Source organism: Paeniglutamicibacter cryotolerans (assembly GCF_014190875.1).
GTDB classification, from domain to species: domain Bacteria; phylum Actinomycetota; class Actinomycetes; order Actinomycetales; family Micrococcaceae; genus Paeniglutamicibacter; species Paeniglutamicibacter cryotolerans.
This window is the reverse complement of sequence record NZ_JACHVS010000001.1, coordinates 1,125,144-1,143,367: the sequence shown is the minus strand read 5'-3', so window position 1 is coordinate 1,143,367 and position 18,224 is coordinate 1,125,144. Positions and strand designations below refer to the sequence as shown.

The 18,224-nt window shown below is 59.2% G+C and carries 15 protein-coding genes and 1 pseudogene; 10 read left to right on the top strand and 6 right to left on the bottom strand.

Translation table 11 applies throughout. From position 1 onward, the window contains the following. Positions 1–158: 158 nt before the first annotated feature. The 4 genes from E9229_RS05440 to dnaA all read right to left on the bottom strand — a co-directional run bounded on the left by E9229_RS05440 (position 159) and on the right by dnaA (position 5,118). The gene (locus E9229_RS05440) at positions 159–719 is read right to left on the bottom strand and encodes a DUF721 domain-containing protein (protein ID WP_183510256.1); all 561 of its coding nucleotides are present in this window, start codon (positions 717–719) and stop codon (positions 159–161) included. After that, entirely contained in the window at positions 716–1,915 is a 1,200-nt protein-coding gene (gene recF, locus E9229_RS05435; protein WP_183510255.1) for a DNA replication/repair protein RecF, read from the bottom strand. Before recF ends, E9229_RS05440 begins: the two co-directional genes overlap by 4 nt. Before the next feature lie 218 nt (positions 1,916–2,133). Further along, the gene (dnaN, locus tag E9229_RS05430) at positions 2,134–3,264 is read right to left on the bottom strand and encodes a DNA polymerase III subunit beta (protein ID WP_183510254.1); all 1,131 of its coding nucleotides are present in this window, start codon (positions 3,262–3,264) and stop codon (positions 2,134–2,136) included. 441 nt (positions 3,265–3,705) lie between these two features. Continuing rightward, entirely contained in the window at positions 3,706–5,118 is a 1,413-nt protein-coding gene (dnaA, locus tag E9229_RS05425; RefSeq protein ID WP_183510253.1) for a chromosomal replication initiator protein DnaA, read from the bottom strand. 504 nt (positions 5,119–5,622) lie between these two features. Between dnaA and rpmH the strand changes: the two genes are divergently transcribed. The 10 genes and pseudogenes from rpmH (at position 5,623) to E9229_RS05375 (ending at position 15,695) form a co-directional block, all read left to right on the top strand. After that, entirely contained in the window at positions 5,623–5,760 is a 138-nt protein-coding gene (gene rpmH, locus E9229_RS05420) for a 50S ribosomal protein L34 (protein WP_102158631.1), read from the top strand. A 74-nt stretch (positions 5,761–5,834) separates the two neighbouring features. Continuing rightward, positions 5,835–6,209: a ribonuclease P protein component gene (gene rnpA / locus E9229_RS05415; protein WP_183510252.1), complete on the top strand. Its 375-nt coding sequence runs from the start codon at positions 5,835–5,837 to the stop codon at positions 6,207–6,209. Continuing rightward, on the top strand, positions 6,190–6,561 hold the full coding sequence (yidD, locus tag E9229_RS05410; RefSeq protein WP_183510251.1) for a membrane protein insertion efficiency factor YidD: 372 nt from the start codon (positions 6,190–6,192) through the stop codon (positions 6,559–6,561). The genes rnpA and yidD overlap by 20 nt, the downstream gene beginning before the upstream one ends. Positions 6,562–6,567: 6 nt before the next feature. Beyond that, on the top strand, positions 6,568–7,527 hold the full coding sequence (gene yidC / locus E9229_RS05405) for a membrane protein insertase YidC (protein WP_183510250.1): 960 nt from the start codon (positions 6,568–6,570) through the stop codon (positions 7,525–7,527). 2 nt (positions 7,528–7,529) lie between these two features. Next, positions 7,530–8,126, top strand: a complete 597-nt coding sequence (locus tag E9229_RS05400; protein ID WP_183510248.1) for a Jag family protein — start codon at positions 7,530–7,532, stop codon at positions 8,124–8,126. 24 nt (positions 8,127–8,150) lie between these two features. Next, entirely contained in the window at positions 8,151–8,792 is a 642-nt protein-coding gene (gene rsmG, locus E9229_RS05395) for a 16S rRNA (guanine(527)-N(7))-methyltransferase RsmG (RefSeq protein ID WP_183510247.1), read from the top strand. A 241-nt stretch (positions 8,793–9,033) separates the two neighbouring features. Next, the gene (locus tag E9229_RS05390) at positions 9,034–10,029 is read left to right on the top strand and encodes a ParA family protein (RefSeq protein ID WP_281369558.1); all 996 of its coding nucleotides are present in this window, start codon (positions 9,034–9,036) and stop codon (positions 10,027–10,029) included. Between the two features lie 314 nt (positions 10,030–10,343). Continuing rightward, positions 10,344–11,588 (top strand): ParB/RepB/Spo0J family partition protein, encoded by a 1,245-nt coding sequence (locus E9229_RS05385; protein ID WP_183510246.1) that lies wholly within the window; start codon positions 10,344–10,346, stop codon positions 11,586–11,588. Between the two features lie 596 nt (positions 11,589–12,184). Continuing rightward, positions 12,185–13,465: an ISL3 family transposase gene (locus E9229_RS05380; protein WP_183510245.1), complete on the top strand. Its 1,281-nt coding sequence runs from the start codon at positions 12,185–12,187 to the stop codon at positions 13,463–13,465. 951 nt (positions 13,466–14,416) lie between these two features. Next, positions 14,417–15,695: pseudogene (locus E9229_RS05375) on the top strand (ISL3 family transposase). 844 nt (positions 15,696–16,539) lie between these two features. Here the strand turns inward: E9229_RS05375 and E9229_RS05370 are convergent. Both E9229_RS05370 and E9229_RS05365 read right to left on the bottom strand, forming a co-directional pair. Continuing rightward, positions 16,540–16,755 carry a hypothetical protein gene (locus E9229_RS05370; RefSeq protein WP_183510243.1) on the bottom strand — a complete coding sequence of 72 codons (216 nt, stop codon included), beginning with the start codon at positions 16,753–16,755 and terminating at the stop codon, positions 16,540–16,542. Continuing rightward, positions 16,752–18,008, bottom strand: coding sequence for an IS256 family transposase (locus E9229_RS05365; RefSeq protein ID WP_183510242.1), 1,257 nt, complete (start codon positions 18,006–18,008; stop codon positions 16,752–16,754). Before E9229_RS05365 ends, E9229_RS05370 begins: the two co-directional genes overlap by 4 nt. Between the last annotated feature and the right edge of the window lie 216 nt (positions 18,009–18,224).

Sequence of the window (18,224 nt, the reverse complement as noted above, 5' to 3'; positions counted from 1 at the left end):
ACCGCGTTTCGTGTAATCTGCGGCGCATAACCGCACCCCAATTGCCCTTCAGTGGCCTAAAAAGCTCCACAGGAGGGCACAAAAGTGACCTTAATGAGGTTCCATGCGCCGCCGGGTCTGTTAACTCGGCAGCGGCGAAGCTGGTGCCCGGCCGTTAATCAGCCGTAGGTGTCCCTCGGACCTCGCCCCGGAACGCTTCGCATACCGTGGCGCCAGTTCGGTGCAGCGGGACCCAAGACCCGGATGACCGTGACCACACCCTGTCCCAACTCTTCGTCGAATCGCTTGAGCAGGCTGTGGCTCAGCAACTTCAATTGGGCCGCCCAGGCGGTGGAATCGCAGCGCACCAGCACCGTTGAGTCCTCGAACGAATCGGGCGTGCAGTGCTCGGCGATTTGCGGCCCTACGAGCTCCGGCCAGCGCGAAATCACCGATCCGACGGCAACGGGCGAAGTCCAGCCGCGGTCGCGCACCAGCCGGCCGAAGACGTTGCCGATGCCCTGGGGGTCCCGACCATCCTTGTACTGGGCGGGGGCGGCCGAATTACGCCGCTTGGACCGGTCCGCGTCCTTGCGCTCGGAGATCTTCTGGTTGATGCGCTGGGCTGAAGCCGCATCGATCCTGATTTCCCCGCGGGCTAGCGCTGCTTGCCGCATCCGGTTGAGCATGGCCCGGGCCGCATCGAACTCCGTCGGTCCCTCGTCGGGGGGCTGCGTCATGGTGTGACGCCACCCGGGCCGACGTTCAGCACGCGGCCAGAGAGTTCCGCTGGGACGTCCGCCGCCACAGCTGCCGTGACTATGACTTGATCCGCCCCGGCAACTATGGCCGCGAGCTTGGCCCGCCGTGAAACATCGAGTTCAGCGAACACGTCATCGAGGATCAGGATCGGACCGGCGCCCTCGCGCGGGTCGTCCTCCCCGAATACCTTGTAGGAGGCAAGACGCAGGGCCAGGGCCAGCGACCAGGTCTCCCCGTGGGAGGCATATCCCTTGGCTGGGGCGGGTCCAAGCGAGAGCACGAGTTCATCCCGGTGCGGGCCGACAAGCGTCATCCCGCGTTCTACTTCCTTTTTTCGGTGCGAGGCGATGGCAGCCATGAACATTTCCTCGAGTTCGGGCAGCCCCGCCTCGAGCAGTGCGGGGGAGGCGATGGAGCCCGGAATCATGCCGGGAGTCGCAGTAACGGGTGACCCGTCATCCTCGATGTCTTCAACGATGGTGGAACGGTAGAACGCGGAGGCGGGTTTGCTGCCATCGGTCAGCGAGGCGTAAGCCGCCCCCAGATACGGCGCGAGCAGGCCCAACACTTCGAGGCGTCCACGCAGCAGCCGTGCACCGGCCTGGGCCAGGTGGTGATCCCAGACCTCCAGCGTCGCCTCGTGGGTTTCGCTGAGCTTCCCAGCTTTGCGGGCGGATTTCAATAGGGCATTGCGCTGTTTGAGTACCCTGTCGTAATCCCCGCGGTTCGCACCCTGAGCCGGGCGCAGGGAAACGAGCAGGTCATCTAGGAACCGGCGGCGGTTGGACGGATCACCCTTAACCAGCGCCAGATCCTCGGGGGCAAACAGCACGGTCTTCACAATGCCCAGGATCTCGCGTGAACGTACTGGATTGGCTCGGTTGATTCTTGCCCGGTTAGCCTTGCCAGCGGTAATTTCCACCTCGAGCGCCGTGGTTTGGCGTCCGCGGTGAACCCGGGCCCGGACCATGGCTCGTTCAGTGCCGAAACGAAGCAGCGGACCGTCGTTCGGGACCCGGTGCGAAGACAGCGTGGCCAAATATCCGATGGCTTCCGCGATATTTGTCTTACCCACGCCGTTCGCTCCGACCAGTACGTTGGTCCCGGGAGCCAGCTCAAGGTCGAGCTGGTCGTAGCTGCGGAAATCCGTCAGCGAAACATGTGAAATGTACACCGTGTGGCTTCGCTAGACTCGGGCATTATTTGCTGTGGCCCCGCCACAGGGGTGAGCCGGCGCTACCGCGGGCGCCAGGGTGGGGGATGCCACGAAACCAGCCGCATGCGGCCGCGAGGTGAGAACACTTTTCCCGGGGCCGACTAGTCCGATGTGCATGAATCCTCCACGCTGGATTTGATGGTTGGTGGTCCCGGGAATCGGGGTTTTGGGCCGTTCTAGCCGGAGATGTTCGGCAGTCGTACGGGCATGACCAGGTAGCGGTAGTCGCCATTGTCTTCACCGTCGAGCGAGGCCTGGGCCGTCATCATGGCCGGTTTCGGTGCACTGGTGAATGAGAAGCGCACATAGTCGCTGTCGAACGCATTTAGTCCTTCACCCAGGTAGGCGGGGTTGAACGCAACGGTGATTTCCTCGCCATCGATTTGTGCTTCGATGGATTCCTCGGCCTGGGCATCCTCGCCCGTACCGGCATCCAACGAAAGCTGGCCGGAGGTGAAGGAAAGCCGCACCGGGGTGTTTCGTTCAGCAACGACAGCGACGCGGCGTACTGCCTCGATCAGTTCACTGGTGCGTACCGTGGCATGAATCGGTGTGTTTTCCGGGAATAGTGAACGGATCTTGGGGTAGTCGCCGTCGACCAGCAGCGAGGTAGTCCGGCGGCTTCCACTTTCGAATCCGATGAGTTCGTTGCCTTCGCCTAACGCGATTTTTAGTTCGCCGGCGTTACCCAGAGTCTTAGCAACTTCACTCAATGTCTTGGCTTTGACCAGTGCTGATGTGGAAAGTCCTGGCGTGCTGGGCTTCCAGCGGACTTCACGCATGGCTAGTCGGTAGCGGTCCGTTGCGAGGAAGGTAATCAGGTCGTCTTCGATTTCCATCTTCACGCCGGTGAGGATGGGCAATGTGTCGTCACGGGACGCAGCGACGATCACCTGGCTGACGGCCTGGGCAAAGGCTTCGCCATCAACGACACCGGAAACTTCAGGAAGGACCGGAAGTTCCGGGTAGTCGGCTACCGGCATGGTGGCCAGATGGAACCGACTGCGGCCACAAGTGATCGTGACTTTTGAACCATCGGTTTCAACCGTTGCCGTTGACTGCGGCAGGCTGCGGCAGATCTCGGCCAAGAGCTTTCCAGAAACCAGGATGGTTCCTTCTTCGACGACATCGGCGCCAATTTCCAGGTGGGCAGAAATTTCGTAATCGAAACCAGCCAGGGAAACCGTTCCGCTTGCCGCGGTGATGAGAATTCCGGAAAGCACCGGAGAAGGCGGGCGCTGTGAAAGCGAGCGGGCAGTCCAGGATACGGCCTCGGCCAAGACATCCTTCTCGACTCTGAACTTCACGAAGCGTTCCGCCTTTCACGACAGATTTTGCTGACAACTATTCGGAAGCAAGCTTAGCGGTTGCCAAGGATGAGAAACATCGCGGCTCTCGAACTTAGAACCAGAAATCGTTCTCGTGAACGAAGTCTGGAGTTTACGGTCCGAAAAATGAATTTGTTATCTGGAAGAAGGAAGAAGTTGGGATTAGTAGTGTTAATAACCCCTGTGGATACTGTGGATAACCGACCTGCACCGCGGAACGCAGGGATTTATGCATGTGCACAACATGTGATCAGGAGTGGAACTCAGTGTCACGTCCCAGTGGATAACTTTCCGCGCCGATTAAGGGATCCACAGGTAGCCCCCGAGTTGTCCTCAGGTAAATGCCACTCGTCCACTTAATGATCCACAGCTTTATCCACAGCTGTGGTTAAGCTGTGGGCGTCACATGCTGTGAGGAGGCTAACCCTCGCGCTGACGCTGCTTGATTCGGTTCGTCAGTTCGGTCACCTGGTTGAAGATTGCTCGCCGTTCGGCCATGAGTTCGCGGATTTTGCGGTCCGCATGGATCACCGTGGTGTGGTCACGGCCTCCCAGCTCCTGCCCGATCTTCGGTAGAGACATGTCGGTGAGCTCGCGCAGCAGGTACATGGCGATCTGGCGTGCCGTCACCAACGTTCGGGTCCTGGATTTGCTGTTGAGTTCCTCTATGGAAAGGTTGAAATACTCCGCTGTCTGCGCCACGATCGTGGCCGGCGTGATTTCCTGGGCGCCCTCATCGGTGATCAGGTCCTTAAGCACCGTTTCGGCCAGTGACATGTCAACGACCTGGTTGTTCAAAGAGGCGAAGGCAGTAACACGGATGAGCGCGCCTTCGAGTTCGCGGATGTTCGTGGAGATCTTGGATGCGATGTATTCCATGACCTCGTCCGGAGCATGCAGGTTTTCCGCTGTTGCCTTCTTGCGAAGGATGGCAATGCGCGTTTCCAGCTCCGGAGGCTGGATATCGGTGAGCAAGCCCCATTCAAAGCGCGAGCGCATGCGGTCCTCGAAGCCAGCGAGCTGCTTGGGAGGCAGGTCTGAGGTGATGACTACCTGCTTGTTGTGATTGTGCAGGGCATTGAAGGTATGGAAGAACTCTTCCTGCGTCGCATCTTTGTTTGCCAGGAATTGGATGTCGTCAATCAGCAGGATGTCGACGTTACGGTAGGTCTGCTTGAAGGTGGCACCCTCATCGTCACGGATCGAGTTGATGAAATCGTTGGTGAATTCCTCCGAATTCACGTAACGGACTCGGATCCCGTTATAGAGGTGCCGCGCATAATGGCCAATTGCGTGCAACAAGTGGGTCTTACCAAGTCCCGAATCCCCATAGATGAACAGCGGGTTGTACGCCTTGGCCGGAGCCTCAGCCACTGCAACAGCTGCGGCATGAGCGAAACGGTTCGATGAACCGATCACGAACGTATCGAAGATGTATTTCGGGTTCAGGCGGCCGAATTCCTGTGATGTCGAGGGAGGGGCAGGCTGGGGACGATTGTCGCTGATTCGTTCCTTGGGCACCGGGGGCTGTTCTACTGCAGGTGGCTCCTCGTTGTCGGGGACGAGATCTGCATCGATGCTGAAGGCACAACGGATATCGGAACGGAACGTGGCGCGCAGCGCGTCATCGAGTGGTTCCTTCAGCTGGGTCTGGAGGACTTCGCGTGTCAGCTCATTGGGAACTGCCAGCAGCAGAGTCGTTCCGATGAGGCCTTGGGGCTGGGCCAGAACCACGAAAGCACGCTGACGGGGAGTCACGCGATCGTCCTGTTCCAGGTTGCGTACAACCTGTCGCCAAGAACTGCCTACGCTGTTCGACTCGTCCGTGCTCACAATTAAGCCCCTTCAATAATGACCGGCGTCCACGCGGACGACGGAGCGGCCTCCCGAGGGAATCGGGGTGCCAGAGAATAGATTCTAACCGTCATCCACAGTGTTATGCACAGCCAGCTGATATCGGGGACTCGTGGGGAGGTTCCCCTTGCCAAAGCCTTACTTGCCATGTAACCACTGACATCGGGGTCAGTGGAAGACCTCTCATTCATGGCGGTTGCCCCTTTGCTGATCCGAAAACTATCCACAGCTTCCAAAATGCTATTCACAGGCTGTGGGTAAAGAGTAGGATCGGGTCGGTTTGACGTAGGGCTCTTCTGTCCCCTACCGTTGTGTAGTCCTATGTGTGCACTTTTGGCATTGTTTGGCGTCCCTCAGTTCAATTCATTGAATGGAGGTAGCCGGCGGCCAAGGGGGCCACGTGAATACGAGCGTCGGCCTGTTCTTCCCTCTTTTAGTAGCAACGGGCAAGGCGCATCAATTGATCGTCTTGGAGTTACTACCGTGAGCAAGCGGACTTTTCAGCCCAATAACCGTCGTCGTGCCAAGAAGCACGGTTTCCGCCTTCGTATGCGTACCCGTGCAGGCCGTGCCATCCTGGCAGCCCGTCGCACCAAGGGCCGTACCGAACTTTCTGCATAACATCGAGCAGTACTGGCCCGCAGCGACGCATTCAGCCATGCGTTCCCTTAGCATCAAGATCGGCGTGTAACGCCGTGTTGCCCAAGGATCACCGGTTGCGTTTCTCGCAGGACTTTGCAGCTACCGTACGTTCCGGCACCCGCACTGGGCGCCGGAACGTAGTGCTATATGCACGTCTTCGCACTTTTGGCGCGGATGAACCGACTCGTTTTGGTTTTATCGTGTCCAAGGCAGTGGGTAATGCCGTTCATCGGAACCTAGTCAAGCGGCGTTTTCGCGCACTTGCAGCGGAAGTCATCGCGACGGGGCCGGTCGGGCTGGACATTGTCATTCGGGCGCTTCCCGGCGCCGCCGAGCAGGACTGGTCCGAGCTCGGTAAACAGGTGAACTCCGCCCTAGGATCGGCCGTGCGAAAGGCTGGTGGTACAGATGACTCAGTCAACGGCTAAGCCACGTACCGGACCGATATGGTTCCTGATCGATATCCCGCGGAACCTCATAATCATTTTTCTCATGACGTACCGGAAGCTGATTTCCCCACTTTACGGTGACGTCTGTCGCTATTTTCCCAGCTGTTCGGCTTATGGCCTCGAAGCGGTAACGGTACATGGTGCCGTTAAGGGCTCGGTCCTGACCGGCTGGAGAATTCTGCGCTGCAACCCGTTCAGTCACGGTGGGATCGATTACGTCCCCGACGGACACCGGGTTTGGCCAGAGGGCAAGACCCCAAAGATCATGGTGTTGAATCATCCACCGATTCCCGCCGACGAAGATGCCGCAGATGCGGACCGAGGAGCATGACCGGTAATGAATTTCATTGACACTCTGCTGACACCCTTCAGGTATGTGGTCTCGTGGATCCTGTGGGCCTTCCACGAGCTGTTCTCTTTTATGGGGATGGATCCCAACTCCGGATGGACTTGGACGCTGTCCATCATCTTCCTGGTGCTTCTGGTTCGTACCGCGCTGATCCCGGTCTTCGTCAAGCAGATCAAGGCACAGCGCGCGATGCAGGCCCTGCAGCCCGATCTGAAGAAGCTGCAGGCAAAGTACAAAGGCAAGAAGGACCAGCTTTCACAGCAGGCGATGATTGCCGAGCAGCGAGCCCTGTTCAAGACGCACAAGACCAACCCACTGTCGTCGTGCCTCCCGATCCTTGTACAGATGCCGTTCTTCTTCGCCCTGTTCCGGGTTTTGAACAGCGCTTCGCAGGCCAACAACGACAACGTCGGCATCGGCGCACTCAGTGCCCAGCACATTCAGAGCTTCGATAAGTCCCAGATTTTCGGGGCTCCCCTTTCGCAGACGTTCCTGGGCACTATCAACAGCGGTGCCGCAAACGTCTCCGTTATCGTCATCGCGCTTATCATGATCATTGCCATGACTGGTTCGCAGTTCATTACGCAGAAGCAGATCATGACAAAGAACATGACCAAGGAGGCCCTCGAGGGTCCGTTCATGCAGCAGCAGAAGATGATGCTCTACATCCTCCCGCTGGTCTTCGGCATCGGTGGCATTAACTTCCCCATCGGCGTGCTCATCTATTGGACCGCATCCAACGTCTGGACCCTTGGCCAGCAGTTCTACGTCATCCGAAACAACCCGACCCCGGGTTCCCAGGCAGCCATCGAGCTGAACGAACGTCGTGCCGCTAAGGGCCTTCCGCCGCTCGGCCAGAAGAAAACCGATGAAGAAATAGTGCCAGAGATCGTTGAGCCCAAGGTGCAGCGTTCGCAGCCCGCGCGCAAGAACAGGAAGAAGAAGTAGCCATGAGCAATGTTGAAGAATCCCCTGTCCTGGACGACATCGGTGAGGCCACAGAGGCCCTTGAAACCACCGAGACTGAGACGACGCCGGAACAGGCAATCGCTGTGTCTACTGCACCGCGCGTCACCTCGGTAGAGGAGGAAGGCGACATTGCCGCTGATTATCTCGAGGAACTGCTCGACATTGCCGACTTGGACGGCGACATCGATATTGAGGTCCGCAACGGGCGGACCTACATATCGATTCTTGCCGAAGACGAGGAAAGCGACGAACTTCGCCGGCTTGTCGGCCACAACGGCGCAACCCTTGACGCCCTGCAGGAGCTAACCCGCTTGGCCGTTTTAACGGCCACGGGTAACCGCTCACGGCTTGTTCTGGACATCACCGGCTATCGCCAGGGACGTGCTGGAGAGCTTCAGCAGATCGCTGAGGAAGCCGTCGCGAAGGCGAAGAAAACAGGGGAAGCAGTAGCGCTTACCCCGATGAGTGCCTATGAGCGCAAGCTGGTCCACGACGCAGTCGCCACCCTCGGCCTGCACAGCGAATCGGACGGTGAAGGCGTAAGCCGCCACATCGTGATTTCGCTGAACGCCGCCTAATACCCCCGGAACAAGGTAGACACCATGAGCATTCAGGTTGAACTCACCGACGAGGAACGCATCGCAGCGACGAAGGTCTTCGGAGACCGGCTGGGACTTGCCGAGCGCTATGTGCAGCACTTGGCAACAACCGGCATGGAACGTGGACTGCTGGGCCCTCGTGAGGTGCCCCGCCTCTGGAACCGCCATGTATTGAACTGTGCCGTGGTTACCGAGCTGATCGACCAGAATGCGCGTGTTGCGGATGTCGGTAGCGGAGCTGGCCTTCCGGGGCTTACCTTTGCGCTGGCCCGGCCCGACCTTGACATCACGTTGATCGAGCCGCTGGAACGGCGCTGCATCTGGCTCCACGAGGTCTGTGAGGACCTGGAACTGGATAACGTGACGGTCATGCGCGGCCGAGCCGAGCAGGTCGTGGAGCAGGTCGACGCTGATTTTGCCACTGCCCGAGCCGTCTCCGCACTGACAAACCTTGCCGGACTTACCATTCCGCTTCTTCATGGCAAGGGCCAGGTCCTGGCGATCAAGGGACGCTCTGCCGTGGAGGAAGTGGACAAGGCATCCAAGGTCATCCGTAAGCTTGGAGGACGCAACACAGAGGTTCTTACGGTCGGGGATTCGATCTTGGCCGAACCGACAACCGTGGTGCGCATCCAAGTAGGTTGAGTTTCACCAGATAGTCTTTACCGGTGACATAGGGTCACCAAACGTGCAATAGGGAGAGTAATAAGTCGTGAAGAAGCCGGGCAGCAAGATTCCGCCCTTTGCGGCTCTGTTCAGTTCCTCATTTGGAACACGGAGAGAAGCATTATCCGAAAAACATTCGATTCCAATTGTAAATGATTCATTTGATGAAATTGTTTCACGTGAAACAACGCCGGAGTCAGCTCCGGAAACAGCCGCATTGATGGTTCTCGAGGCAGTTGTGGTCGAAAAAGTAGACAACAGGATTCACGGAGAGGCGATCGAAGTGAAGGCGAATGAACGGCCAGAGGCGGCCCCGGTTCGAAACGTGATGGACACCATGGATGAGACTTCCCCGCTGGCCAGTCAGTTGGCCAGCGAGCACCAGCGTCGTGAACGCCTGAGTGGACGCAAGCTCCCTAGGCCGAATACAACCCGGTACATGACTGTAAGCAACCAGAAGGGCGGGGTCGGTAAGACCACGACCACGGTTAACCTGGCGGCCGCACTGGCTATTGCCGGCCTGAACGTGCTTGTGGTGGACATCGACCCACAGGGAAATGCATCGACCGCGCTCGGAGTGGAACACCACGCTGATGTCGACAGTATTTACGATGTTCTGATTAATGACATGCCGTTGGCGGACGTCATTGCCAGCTGCCCAGATATCGATCATTTGTTGATTGCTCCTGCGACGATTCATCTCGCCGGCGCCGAAATCGAATTGGTTTCATTAGTAGCCCGAGAACAGCGCCTACGCCGTGCCCTCGATGTTTATGCGAAGTACCGCGAGGCCCAGGGGATGGAACGGCTCGACTATGTTTTCATTGACTGCCCGCCAAGCCTTGGCCTTCTGACCGTCAACGCCTTCGTGGCCGCCAGAGAAGTCCTTATCCCGATACAGTGCGAGTACTACGCATTGGAGGGCTTGAGCCAGCTTCTGAAGAACATCGAGATGATTCAGAAGCATCTGAACGCCGATCTGGTTGTCTCTACGATTCTACTGACCATGTATGACGGACGAACCAACCTCGCCGCCCAGGTTGCCAATGAGGTCCGGGAACATTTTCCGAATCAGGTGTTGCAGGCACTGATTCCTCGTAGCGTTCGTATTTCTGAAGCTCCCAGCTACCAGCAAACTGTCATCACCTACGATTCGAGTTCAACGGGCGCGCTTTCGTATCTTGAAGCAGCAGCGGAGATCGCGGAACGGGCCTAACCCCTTGCATCTTAGTCCGGGGGAGTGTGCGGGCTGGGCTAGGGGAATCTCAAATCAACTATTGTGGATCACAGGAGTCATCCTGACCAAATGAGTCTCTGAAACATACTAAATTCAATGTTTTATGGGCTTGGTTAGATCTGAGAGCGATTCCAGAAACGGGCTTTGCGTCACGGGTGAAGGAAACGGCAATGTTCCATTCGAACAGCCCTCCGAACAAATGCCGGTCCCCGGATTACCCAGAGTTGCAAGTACAATCAAGCAGAGCACGGTTCACCAATAATCTTTGGTGTCTGGGAGTGAGAGGGGCTTCAATGGCGGAGAAACGACGCGGTCTAGGACGAGGGCTTGGTGCCCTGATTTCGAACAGTCCTGCAACGGCAACCGATGGTGACGAGTCGGTGAACGTTTCACGTGAAACGACAGCTCCGGAGAAGACTCCGACCAAGCCTGTCCGAAAGAGCCCTTCCTCCACGACGAAGCGGACGGCTTTGCCCGCGATGGCAGCCACGAAGAAGGCCCGTCCAGTGGACATGTTCTTCGTGCCTGGAAAAACCGAGGAAGAGGCAGCGGAAGAAACTGCCAAGGCAGAGAAAACAGGATCGTCAAGCGAGCAAACGAGCGTGAGCCCGGCGAAGAAGCGCAGGGCCCAAATGCCGCTGCTGGCCAAACCCGGATCGGCAAGCTCAGCTGCGAGCGCTCACGACGGAGATGCAGCCACTCCGGCTGATAATGGGTTGGTGCTGGTCCCAGGAGCACGCTTTCTTGAAATTTCGGTTGGAAATATCCACCCGAACCGAAAGCAGCCAAGAACTCATTTCGATGAAGAGCACATGTCTGAGCTCGTTCACTCGATCCGGGAAGTGGGCCTGCTTCAGCCAATCGTCGTCCGCCCGAGCACCGAATCAGGCGATAAAGAATTTGAATTGGTCATGGGTGAGCGTCGTTGGCGCGCAACCCAGGCTGCCGGGCTTGACGTCATCCCAGCCATCGTCCGTGAAACGCAAGATGTGGATCTCCTTCGTGACGCGCTGCTGGAGAACCTTCACCGATCCCAGCTCAACCCCTTGGAGGAAGCCGCAGCATACCAGCAGCTGCTCCAGGAATTCGGCTGTACACAGGACGAATTGTCGGAGAGGATCGGGCGTTCAAGGCCGCAAATCTCCAACACAATCCGACTGATGAAACTTCCTCCACTGGTCCAGCGTCGAGTAGCGGTGGGGGTACTGTCTGCGGGGCATGCCCGGGCCTTGTTGGCGCTGGCTGATCCTGCCGGGATGGAAGAACTGGCGCAGCGGATAGTCAACGAGGGTCTTTCGGTAAGGGCGACGGAAGAGATCGTTGCCCTGTCGGATGGAATCCGCCGACCAAAACGCGAAGGGAAGCCAAGTCCATCGGCCCGTCATGAGCGCTTAGATTTCTTAGCCAATGCACTCTCCGATCGCCTGGACACCAATGTGAAGATTTCCTTGGGCGCGCGAAAGGGAAAGGTCAGCATTGAGTTTGCTAGCGTTGACGACCTGAACCGGATCATGGCGGTTATTGCCCCGGGTAGCTGATGAAGCGGCGGTTCTAATCAGGTGGTGGTTTGTTTCACGTGAAACAAACCACCACCTGATTTTCTGCTTAAACGTGTCAGCACTACGCAGAGAAAGTCTCGACTCTTCGACTCAGGGGAAGGAGATGCTGTGACTTCTTGTCGTATTAGTTGGTGGGTCGACAGCACGAAACACGAGGCTCACAATGACCGGATAAGTCGCAGTTGAATCGAGAACTGGCTTCCCTACTGAATCGTCCGCTTGCAAGACCCCAGGAGCCCGCCAGATGACACACACCCGCGAATCTGGACGACGATCGGCACCTGTGCCCACTCGCGTCGCCCAAGACCCTCCCTGTGGCCGCTGGGAGACGATGGAGGACTATCCGGTCGAGTTGCGACGGCCCCAAGGTGTAAGCCGCGTCGTACTGCCCTAGCTCCCGAGGATAGGTCCGTGATTCATCTAGCGTCCTCCTTGTGACCCTGGATGGATCACGGGGTAGTCGTTCACGTTAACAGGCTCTCGGACTTTTAGCGTGGTGTCCCAAATATAGATAGGGCTCGTAGCCCTACGATTATGGGTGTTGTCGAGACATTCATAACCGAGGACTACGAGCTGTGATCAAGGATACCGGCGCTGTTGATGCCGCGTCGATTTTGTTCAATCTCGATGACTACCGGGTGCTGTCCGTGGAGGCCTCTTCCACGGCCGGGCGCACCGTCATCGTCGAGCCCATTTCCACCGAGGCCGGGTGCCCTTCCTGCGGGGTTCTTTCCTCGCGCATCCAGGCCAGACCCGTGCACCGGGTCAAGGACGTGGCCTGCGGCGGGAAGGACCTGCAGGTCTGGGTGCGCAAACGCAGGCTCGCCTGTCTGGAGGACGCCTGCAAGCGGCGCTCCTTTGTGCAGTGCACCGAGCAACTGCCCCTGCGCTCACGGCTGACCACGCGCCTGGTCGGGGAGATCGTGGACGCCGGCATGAACGAGCTGCGGGCAGTGACCGGGATCGCCCGTGCCACCGGTGTCTCCTGGCCCACGGTGATGCGCAAACTGACCGCGACGGAGAAGACCGTCGGGGACGTCGACGGGAGACACGTGCGCTGGCTCGGGGTGGATGAGCACCGGTTTCGTAAGGTCCGCTACGTGCTGGGAACCACCGGGAAGGTGATGCGGGTCGAGCCGTGGTCGATCGTGTTCACGGACCTGGAAACCGGCACGATCCTGGACGTCGTCGATGGCCGGCGCGGACCCACCGTGCTCTCCTGGATCGGAAAGAGGCCCCGAGCCTGGAGGGACCGGGTGAGGATCGTGGCGATGGACATGTCAGCCGAGTTCCGCAAGGCGGTCCGCGAGGCGCTGCCTGAAGCGGAGATCACGGTGGACCATTTCCACGTTGTTGCCTTGAGTAATCGGATGGTCACCGCGGTGCGGCTGCGCCGCTCTCATGAGACGGTGGGCCGGCGCGGACGGATGACCGAACCGAGCTACAAGTACCGGAAGCTGCTGACCTGCAACGTGGAGAACATGAGCTCCAGACAGCAGGTGCGGTTGGAGGAGATCATCGCCGCCGATATTGAGCTCGGTGTCGTGTATGCGGTGAAGGAGAAGGTGCGGGAGCTGCTGAAAACCACCGATTTGGAGGCGTTCGGAACGGCTTGGGAGGCGCTGGAAGCCGGCGTGCGGGCGACCACGATGCCGGAGGCAAAATCGCTGCTGCGGACCCTGAAGTCGTGGAAGGCGGAGCTTCAGGTGTTCTGCGTGAGCCGGTTGACCAATGCCCGTAGTGAGGCCGCGAACCTGACGGCGAAGAATATGAAACGGATCGGTCGGGGCTACCGGAATCACCGGAATTATCGGCTTCGTATATTGTTGTCCACGGCGGGCCTCCGGCCGTGCTGAACACCAGCACCACGTCCAAAGTTCAAGAGCCCGTTAACAGGACCCCGATGAGCTGGTGAATATTCGACGCTTTGAGGACCACAGGACATCGCCAGGGGGAGCCCTTGATGTTGCCGTTGGGGCCGGGACCGGCGCTGGTGGGATCCGCTTACAAACCAATGGTCCAGACCCCTCTCCAAACCACTAAGGCCTCCTCCAGCCCGGGTTTTGCATGCATTCGTCCGCAGTGGCTTCGTGGATGAGCCATGCCATGGTTCCATATGCATGATGGCTGGAAACCATGCTGTCAATGCCCACAACCCGCATGCGGATCCCATATGCGGACCATGCTCAGCGCTGGCCTATGCGACATTCACGGAAGCAGGACATGTCTCACCGGGCGTCTTTTGCTGACCTGTTGTGACTATTGATGGGACAGAACACCGCTATTGCGATCAGGGTGCTAGGAGCAAATTTCGTTGCTCCAGGAATGCTACAGGTAGTCCGCACAGGCAATATTCTCGTCGTGCACCCGTGACCTACTTGCTCAATATTTCTGGCTCTCACGAAGTCCAATATTCAGGGCTTTTCTACAGCCCGGGAAACCCTGAGAGTTGCGGTGCGGGAGTCCCCGACTCCGGAGGCGAGGTCGTTGTCGAGAACCTTAAGACGAGGGGACACACATCTGGATATATGCATCTACACGAAGGTTGTCAGCGTGCGCAGCGAAGCAGCGAGCCTTATGGCCAAGAAGATGGAGGGTATCGGCCCTGTTATCCGGAAGCATCGCAATGACCGGCTTCGAATATTGTTGTGCACGACGGGCTTCTGGACATGCTGAGCACTCGCACCACGTCCAAAGTTGAACAGTCTATCCGGTTCTCTCACAGCGTGGTGTCCCAGAAAGGGAAGTACTCGTAGCCCTGCAAGTATTGGTGTTGTTCAAGACATTCATACTGAGGACTACGAGCCGTGTTCAAGGATACCGGCGCTGTTGATGCCGCGTCGATTTTGTTCAATCTCGAGGACTACCGGGTGCTGTCCGTGGAGACTTCCACGGCCGGGCGCACCGTTGTCGTCGAGCCCACTTCCACCGAGGCCGGATGTCCCTCCTGCGGGGTTCTTTCCTCGCGCATCCAGGCCAGACCCGTGCACCGGGTCAAAGACGTGGCCTGCGGCGGGAAGGACCTGCAGGTCTGGGTGCGCAAACGCCGGCTCGCCTGCCGGGAGGCTGCCTGCAAGCGCCGCTCCTTCGTGCAGACCACCGCGCAGCTGCCGCTGCGCTCCCGGCTGACCACGCGCCTGGTCGGGCAGATCGTGGACGCCGGCATGAACGAGCTGCGCGCCGTGACGGGCATCGCCCGTGCCACCGGTGTCTCCTGGCCGACGGTGATGCGCAAACTGACCGCGACGGAGAAGAGCGTCGGGGACGTGGATGGGCGCCACGTGCGCTGGCTGGGCGTCGATGAGCACCGGTTCGACCAAGGTCCGCTACGTGCTGGGAACCACGGGCAAGGTGATGCGGGTCGAACCGTGGTCGATGGTGTTCACGGATCTGGAAACCGGTACGATCCTGGACGTTGTCGATGGTCGGCGCGGACCCACAGCCACCTCCTGGATCGCCCAGCGGCCGCGGGCCTGACGGGCGCGGATGCAGCTCGTGGCGATGGACATGTCAGCCGAGTTCCGCGAGGCGGTGTGCGAGGCGTTACCGGCCGCAGAGATCAGCGTGGATCATTTCTATTTGCTCATGAGAGCGAACCAGATGGTCGCCGTGGTGCGGCTGCGCTGCTCCCACGAGACGGTGGGCCGGCGCGGACGGATGACCGAACCGAGCTACAAGTACCGGAAGTTGCTGACCTGCAACGTGGAGAACATGAGCTCCAGACAGCAGGTGCGGTTGGAGGAGATCATCGCCGCGGACATTGAGCTCGGGGTCGTCTATGCGGTGAAGGAGAAGGTACGGGAGCTGCTGAAGACCACGGACCTGCAGGCGTTCGGTACGGCCTGGGAGGCGCTGGAAGCCGGCGTGCGGGTGACCACGATGCCGGAGGCGAAATCGCTGCTGCAGTCGCTGACATCGTGGAAGGTGGAACTTCAGGTGTTCTGCGTGAGGCGGTTGACCAATGCCCGCAGCGAGGCCGCGAACCTGACCGTGAAGAACATGAAGAGAATCGGGCGAGGCTACCGGAACCATCGCAACTATCGGCTTCGGATGTTGTTGTCCACAGCGGGCCTCCGGCCGTGCTGAACACCAGCACCACGTCCAAAGTTCAAGAGCCCCTTATCCTGGCACAATGGATCCAGCCGGATCACCTGATGCCGACGGGTCTCATGACCGCGGGACCCCTGCACCGAAGGTGTAAATGAGGACGTCGCTATCGTTTTGTTTCACGTGAAACGTTCAGGGGAATGGAACGACGGTGCCGATCCAGGGCCGGTAATTTTATGCCGCTTCGTTATGCTGCCGTGCTTAAGCTGTAGTAGCATCTCTGATGTTATCGGCTCATCGTTCGACAGGGGAGAGCCCTTGAAAACAGTGGTGAATGCCTGATCCGCGAAGTGCCTTCTTGTGTGGAAAGGACGGACCGAGAATGAAAGGTGAAAGGTTGCCTGATTGTTCGAGGGACCCCCACCGACAGGTCTTATGGAGACGTTGATCCCCATCACACAGTTACGGACGTTTGGACGTTTCTTTGGCATTCAGAATATAGACGGAGGTAAATTCCTACTGAAAACCAGACGCTGCAACGTGGGCAGCTAAAGCTGAGTTGGGGTAGTCCTTGCGGGATGGAGAGGAGCGACGACCTCACGTTGATTACGTCAGGAGGGTTCGTAGCCCTCCGAAGAATTGGGAGCTATGAATCCTTTAACGCAGCATCAGGTCTCTCGAAAGGTCTTTCCTTGGGCGGTCCACCGTCCGATGTCGGCGATGGTTATGTGATCGTAGATCATTTGGCTTCGGGAGATCGTGTACGGGGCACGATTCAGTTGCTGTCCGCGGTGGCGGTGGCGGTTGAGTCTGTTCGTCGTACTGGAGGGGTCAAGTCCCGTGGAGTGGTGTAACCGTTTTGGTGCTTCGAGGTTGGTGAGGGCTAGAAGCTGTGGTTATCTGACTCGGTGAAGGGTACCTCCTCGTGGGTGATGCCGGCGTGCTGCCAAGCGGGGTTGATCGTGCCGTCGGGCTGCCAGAAGTCCGCGGGCCAGGGCGCCGGGCAGCCGTGCTCGTCCCACCAGCCGGTGTCGTGGCCGGCAGCAAGAAGCGCGGGGTCGTCCCCGCGTTCCGGGGCAGCGGTCCGGGTGTGGCTCATGCGGCGGCTTCCAGGGTTTCCAGTCCGGGCAGGTCGCTGCGTGTTTCGGGGCCGGAGTCCACGATGGTGAGGCGGCAGCGGGCCAGGACTTCAAGGCCGAAGTAGCGGCGCCCCTCGGCCCATTCATCACTTTGCTCCGCCAGGACGGCCCCGACCAGGCGGATGATCGCGTCGCGGTTGGGGAAGATCCCGACCACGTCGGTCCGGCGGCGGATCTCCTTGTTCAAACGCTCATTGGGATTATTGGACCAGACTTGCTGCCAGACATCCTTCGGGAACGCAGTGAACGCGAGGATGTCGGCACGGGCTGCGTCCAAGTGCTCGAACACCTTCGGGAGCTTTTCCTCGACGTAGTCCAGGAGCCGGTCGAACTGGGCGTTCACGCTGGCTGCATCCGGCTGGTCATAGACCGAGTGCAGCATGGCTTTCACCGCCGGCCAGAGGTTTTTCGGGGTCGCTGACATCAGGTTCGCCGCATAGTGGGTGCGGCAGCGTTGCCAGGACGTCCCGGGAAGGTTCGCCGCGATGGCCTCGACCAGGCCGGCATGCGCGTCGGAAGTGACCATCAGGACCCCGGTCAGGCCGCGGGCCACCAGGTCGGCGAAGAACATGTTCCAGGCGGCCTTGGTCTCGCTGGTGGCCACGCGGACCCCGAGGACCTCGCGGTGACCGTCCGCGTTGACGCCGGTGGCGACCATGACCACCGCGTTGATCACCCTCCCGGCCTCGCGGACCTTCATCGTCAGTGCGTCGGCGGCGACGAACGTGAACGGGCCCGCATCGCCCAGCGGCCGGGTGCGGAACGCGTGGACCTGCTCGTCGAGGTCCGTGGCCATGCGGGAGACCTGTGATTTGGACAGGGAGTGGATGCCCAGGGTTTTCACGAGCTTGTCCATGCGCCGGGTGGAGACCCCGGCAAGGTAGCAGTCAGCGACGACGGTGATCATGGCCGCTTCGGCGCGCTTGCGGCGCTCCAGGAGCCAGTCGGGGAAGTAGGTGCCCTGGCGCAGTTTCGGGATGGCGACATCGATGGTGCCGGCGCGGGTGTCGAGCTCGCGGTGGCGGTAGCCGTTGCGTTGGGCCAGGCGCTCGGATGAGGGCTTGCCCCATTCGGCGCCGGCCACGGCGTCCGCGTCGGCTGAAAGCAGGGCATTGATCATGGTTTGCAGCAAGTGACGCATCAGATCGGGCGACGCGTCGCCTAATGCTTCGGAAAGTACGGTGGCAGGGTCGACAATATGAGGAGCGGTCATCGTGAGATGTCCTTTCGAGTGGGATGTGAGAGTTTCCTCGAAGGACCCACGGTGACCGCGCCCGTTTCACGAACGTACAGGTCACTGGTGGGTGTTACACCACTCTACGGGGCACTACTACTGGAGGATGGGGGGGTACCCTATCTTTTTCGCAAGGTCTTTCGGGGTTTTCCCGGAAGACCTTTGGGGACCCTGGGAACGGTGCTTTTTGGGAAT

Coding starts and splice junctions, on each gene's coding strand:
- E9229_RS05440 (WP_183510256.1), bottom strand. CDS start 719: ATGACGCAGCCCCCCGACGAGGGACCGACGGAGTTCGATGCGGCCCGG.
- yidD (WP_183510251.1), top strand. CDS start 6,190: ATGACTCAGTCAACGGCTAAGCCACGTACCGGACCGATATGGTTCCTG.
- yidC (WP_183510250.1), top strand. CDS start 6,568: ATGAATTTCATTGACACTCTGCTGACACCCTTCAGGTATGTGGTCTCG.
- E9229_RS05400 (WP_183510248.1), top strand. CDS start 7,530: ATGAGCAATGTTGAAGAATCCCCTGTCCTGGACGACATCGGTGAGGCC.
- rsmG (WP_183510247.1), top strand. CDS start 8,151: ATGAGCATTCAGGTTGAACTCACCGACGAGGAACGCATCGCAGCGACG.
- E9229_RS05390 (WP_281369558.1), top strand. CDS start 9,034: ATGGTTCTCGAGGCAGTTGTGGTCGAAAAAGTAGACAACAGGATTCAC.
- E9229_RS05385 (WP_183510246.1), top strand. CDS start 10,344: ATGGCGGAGAAACGACGCGGTCTAGGACGAGGGCTTGGTGCCCTGATT.
- E9229_RS05370 (WP_183510243.1), bottom strand. CDS start 16,755: ATGAGCCACACCCGGACCGCTGCCCCGGAACGCGGGGACGACCCCGCG.
- E9229_RS05365 (WP_183510242.1), bottom strand. CDS start 18,008: ATGACCGCTCCTCATATTGTCGACCCTGCCACCGTACTTTCCGAAGCA.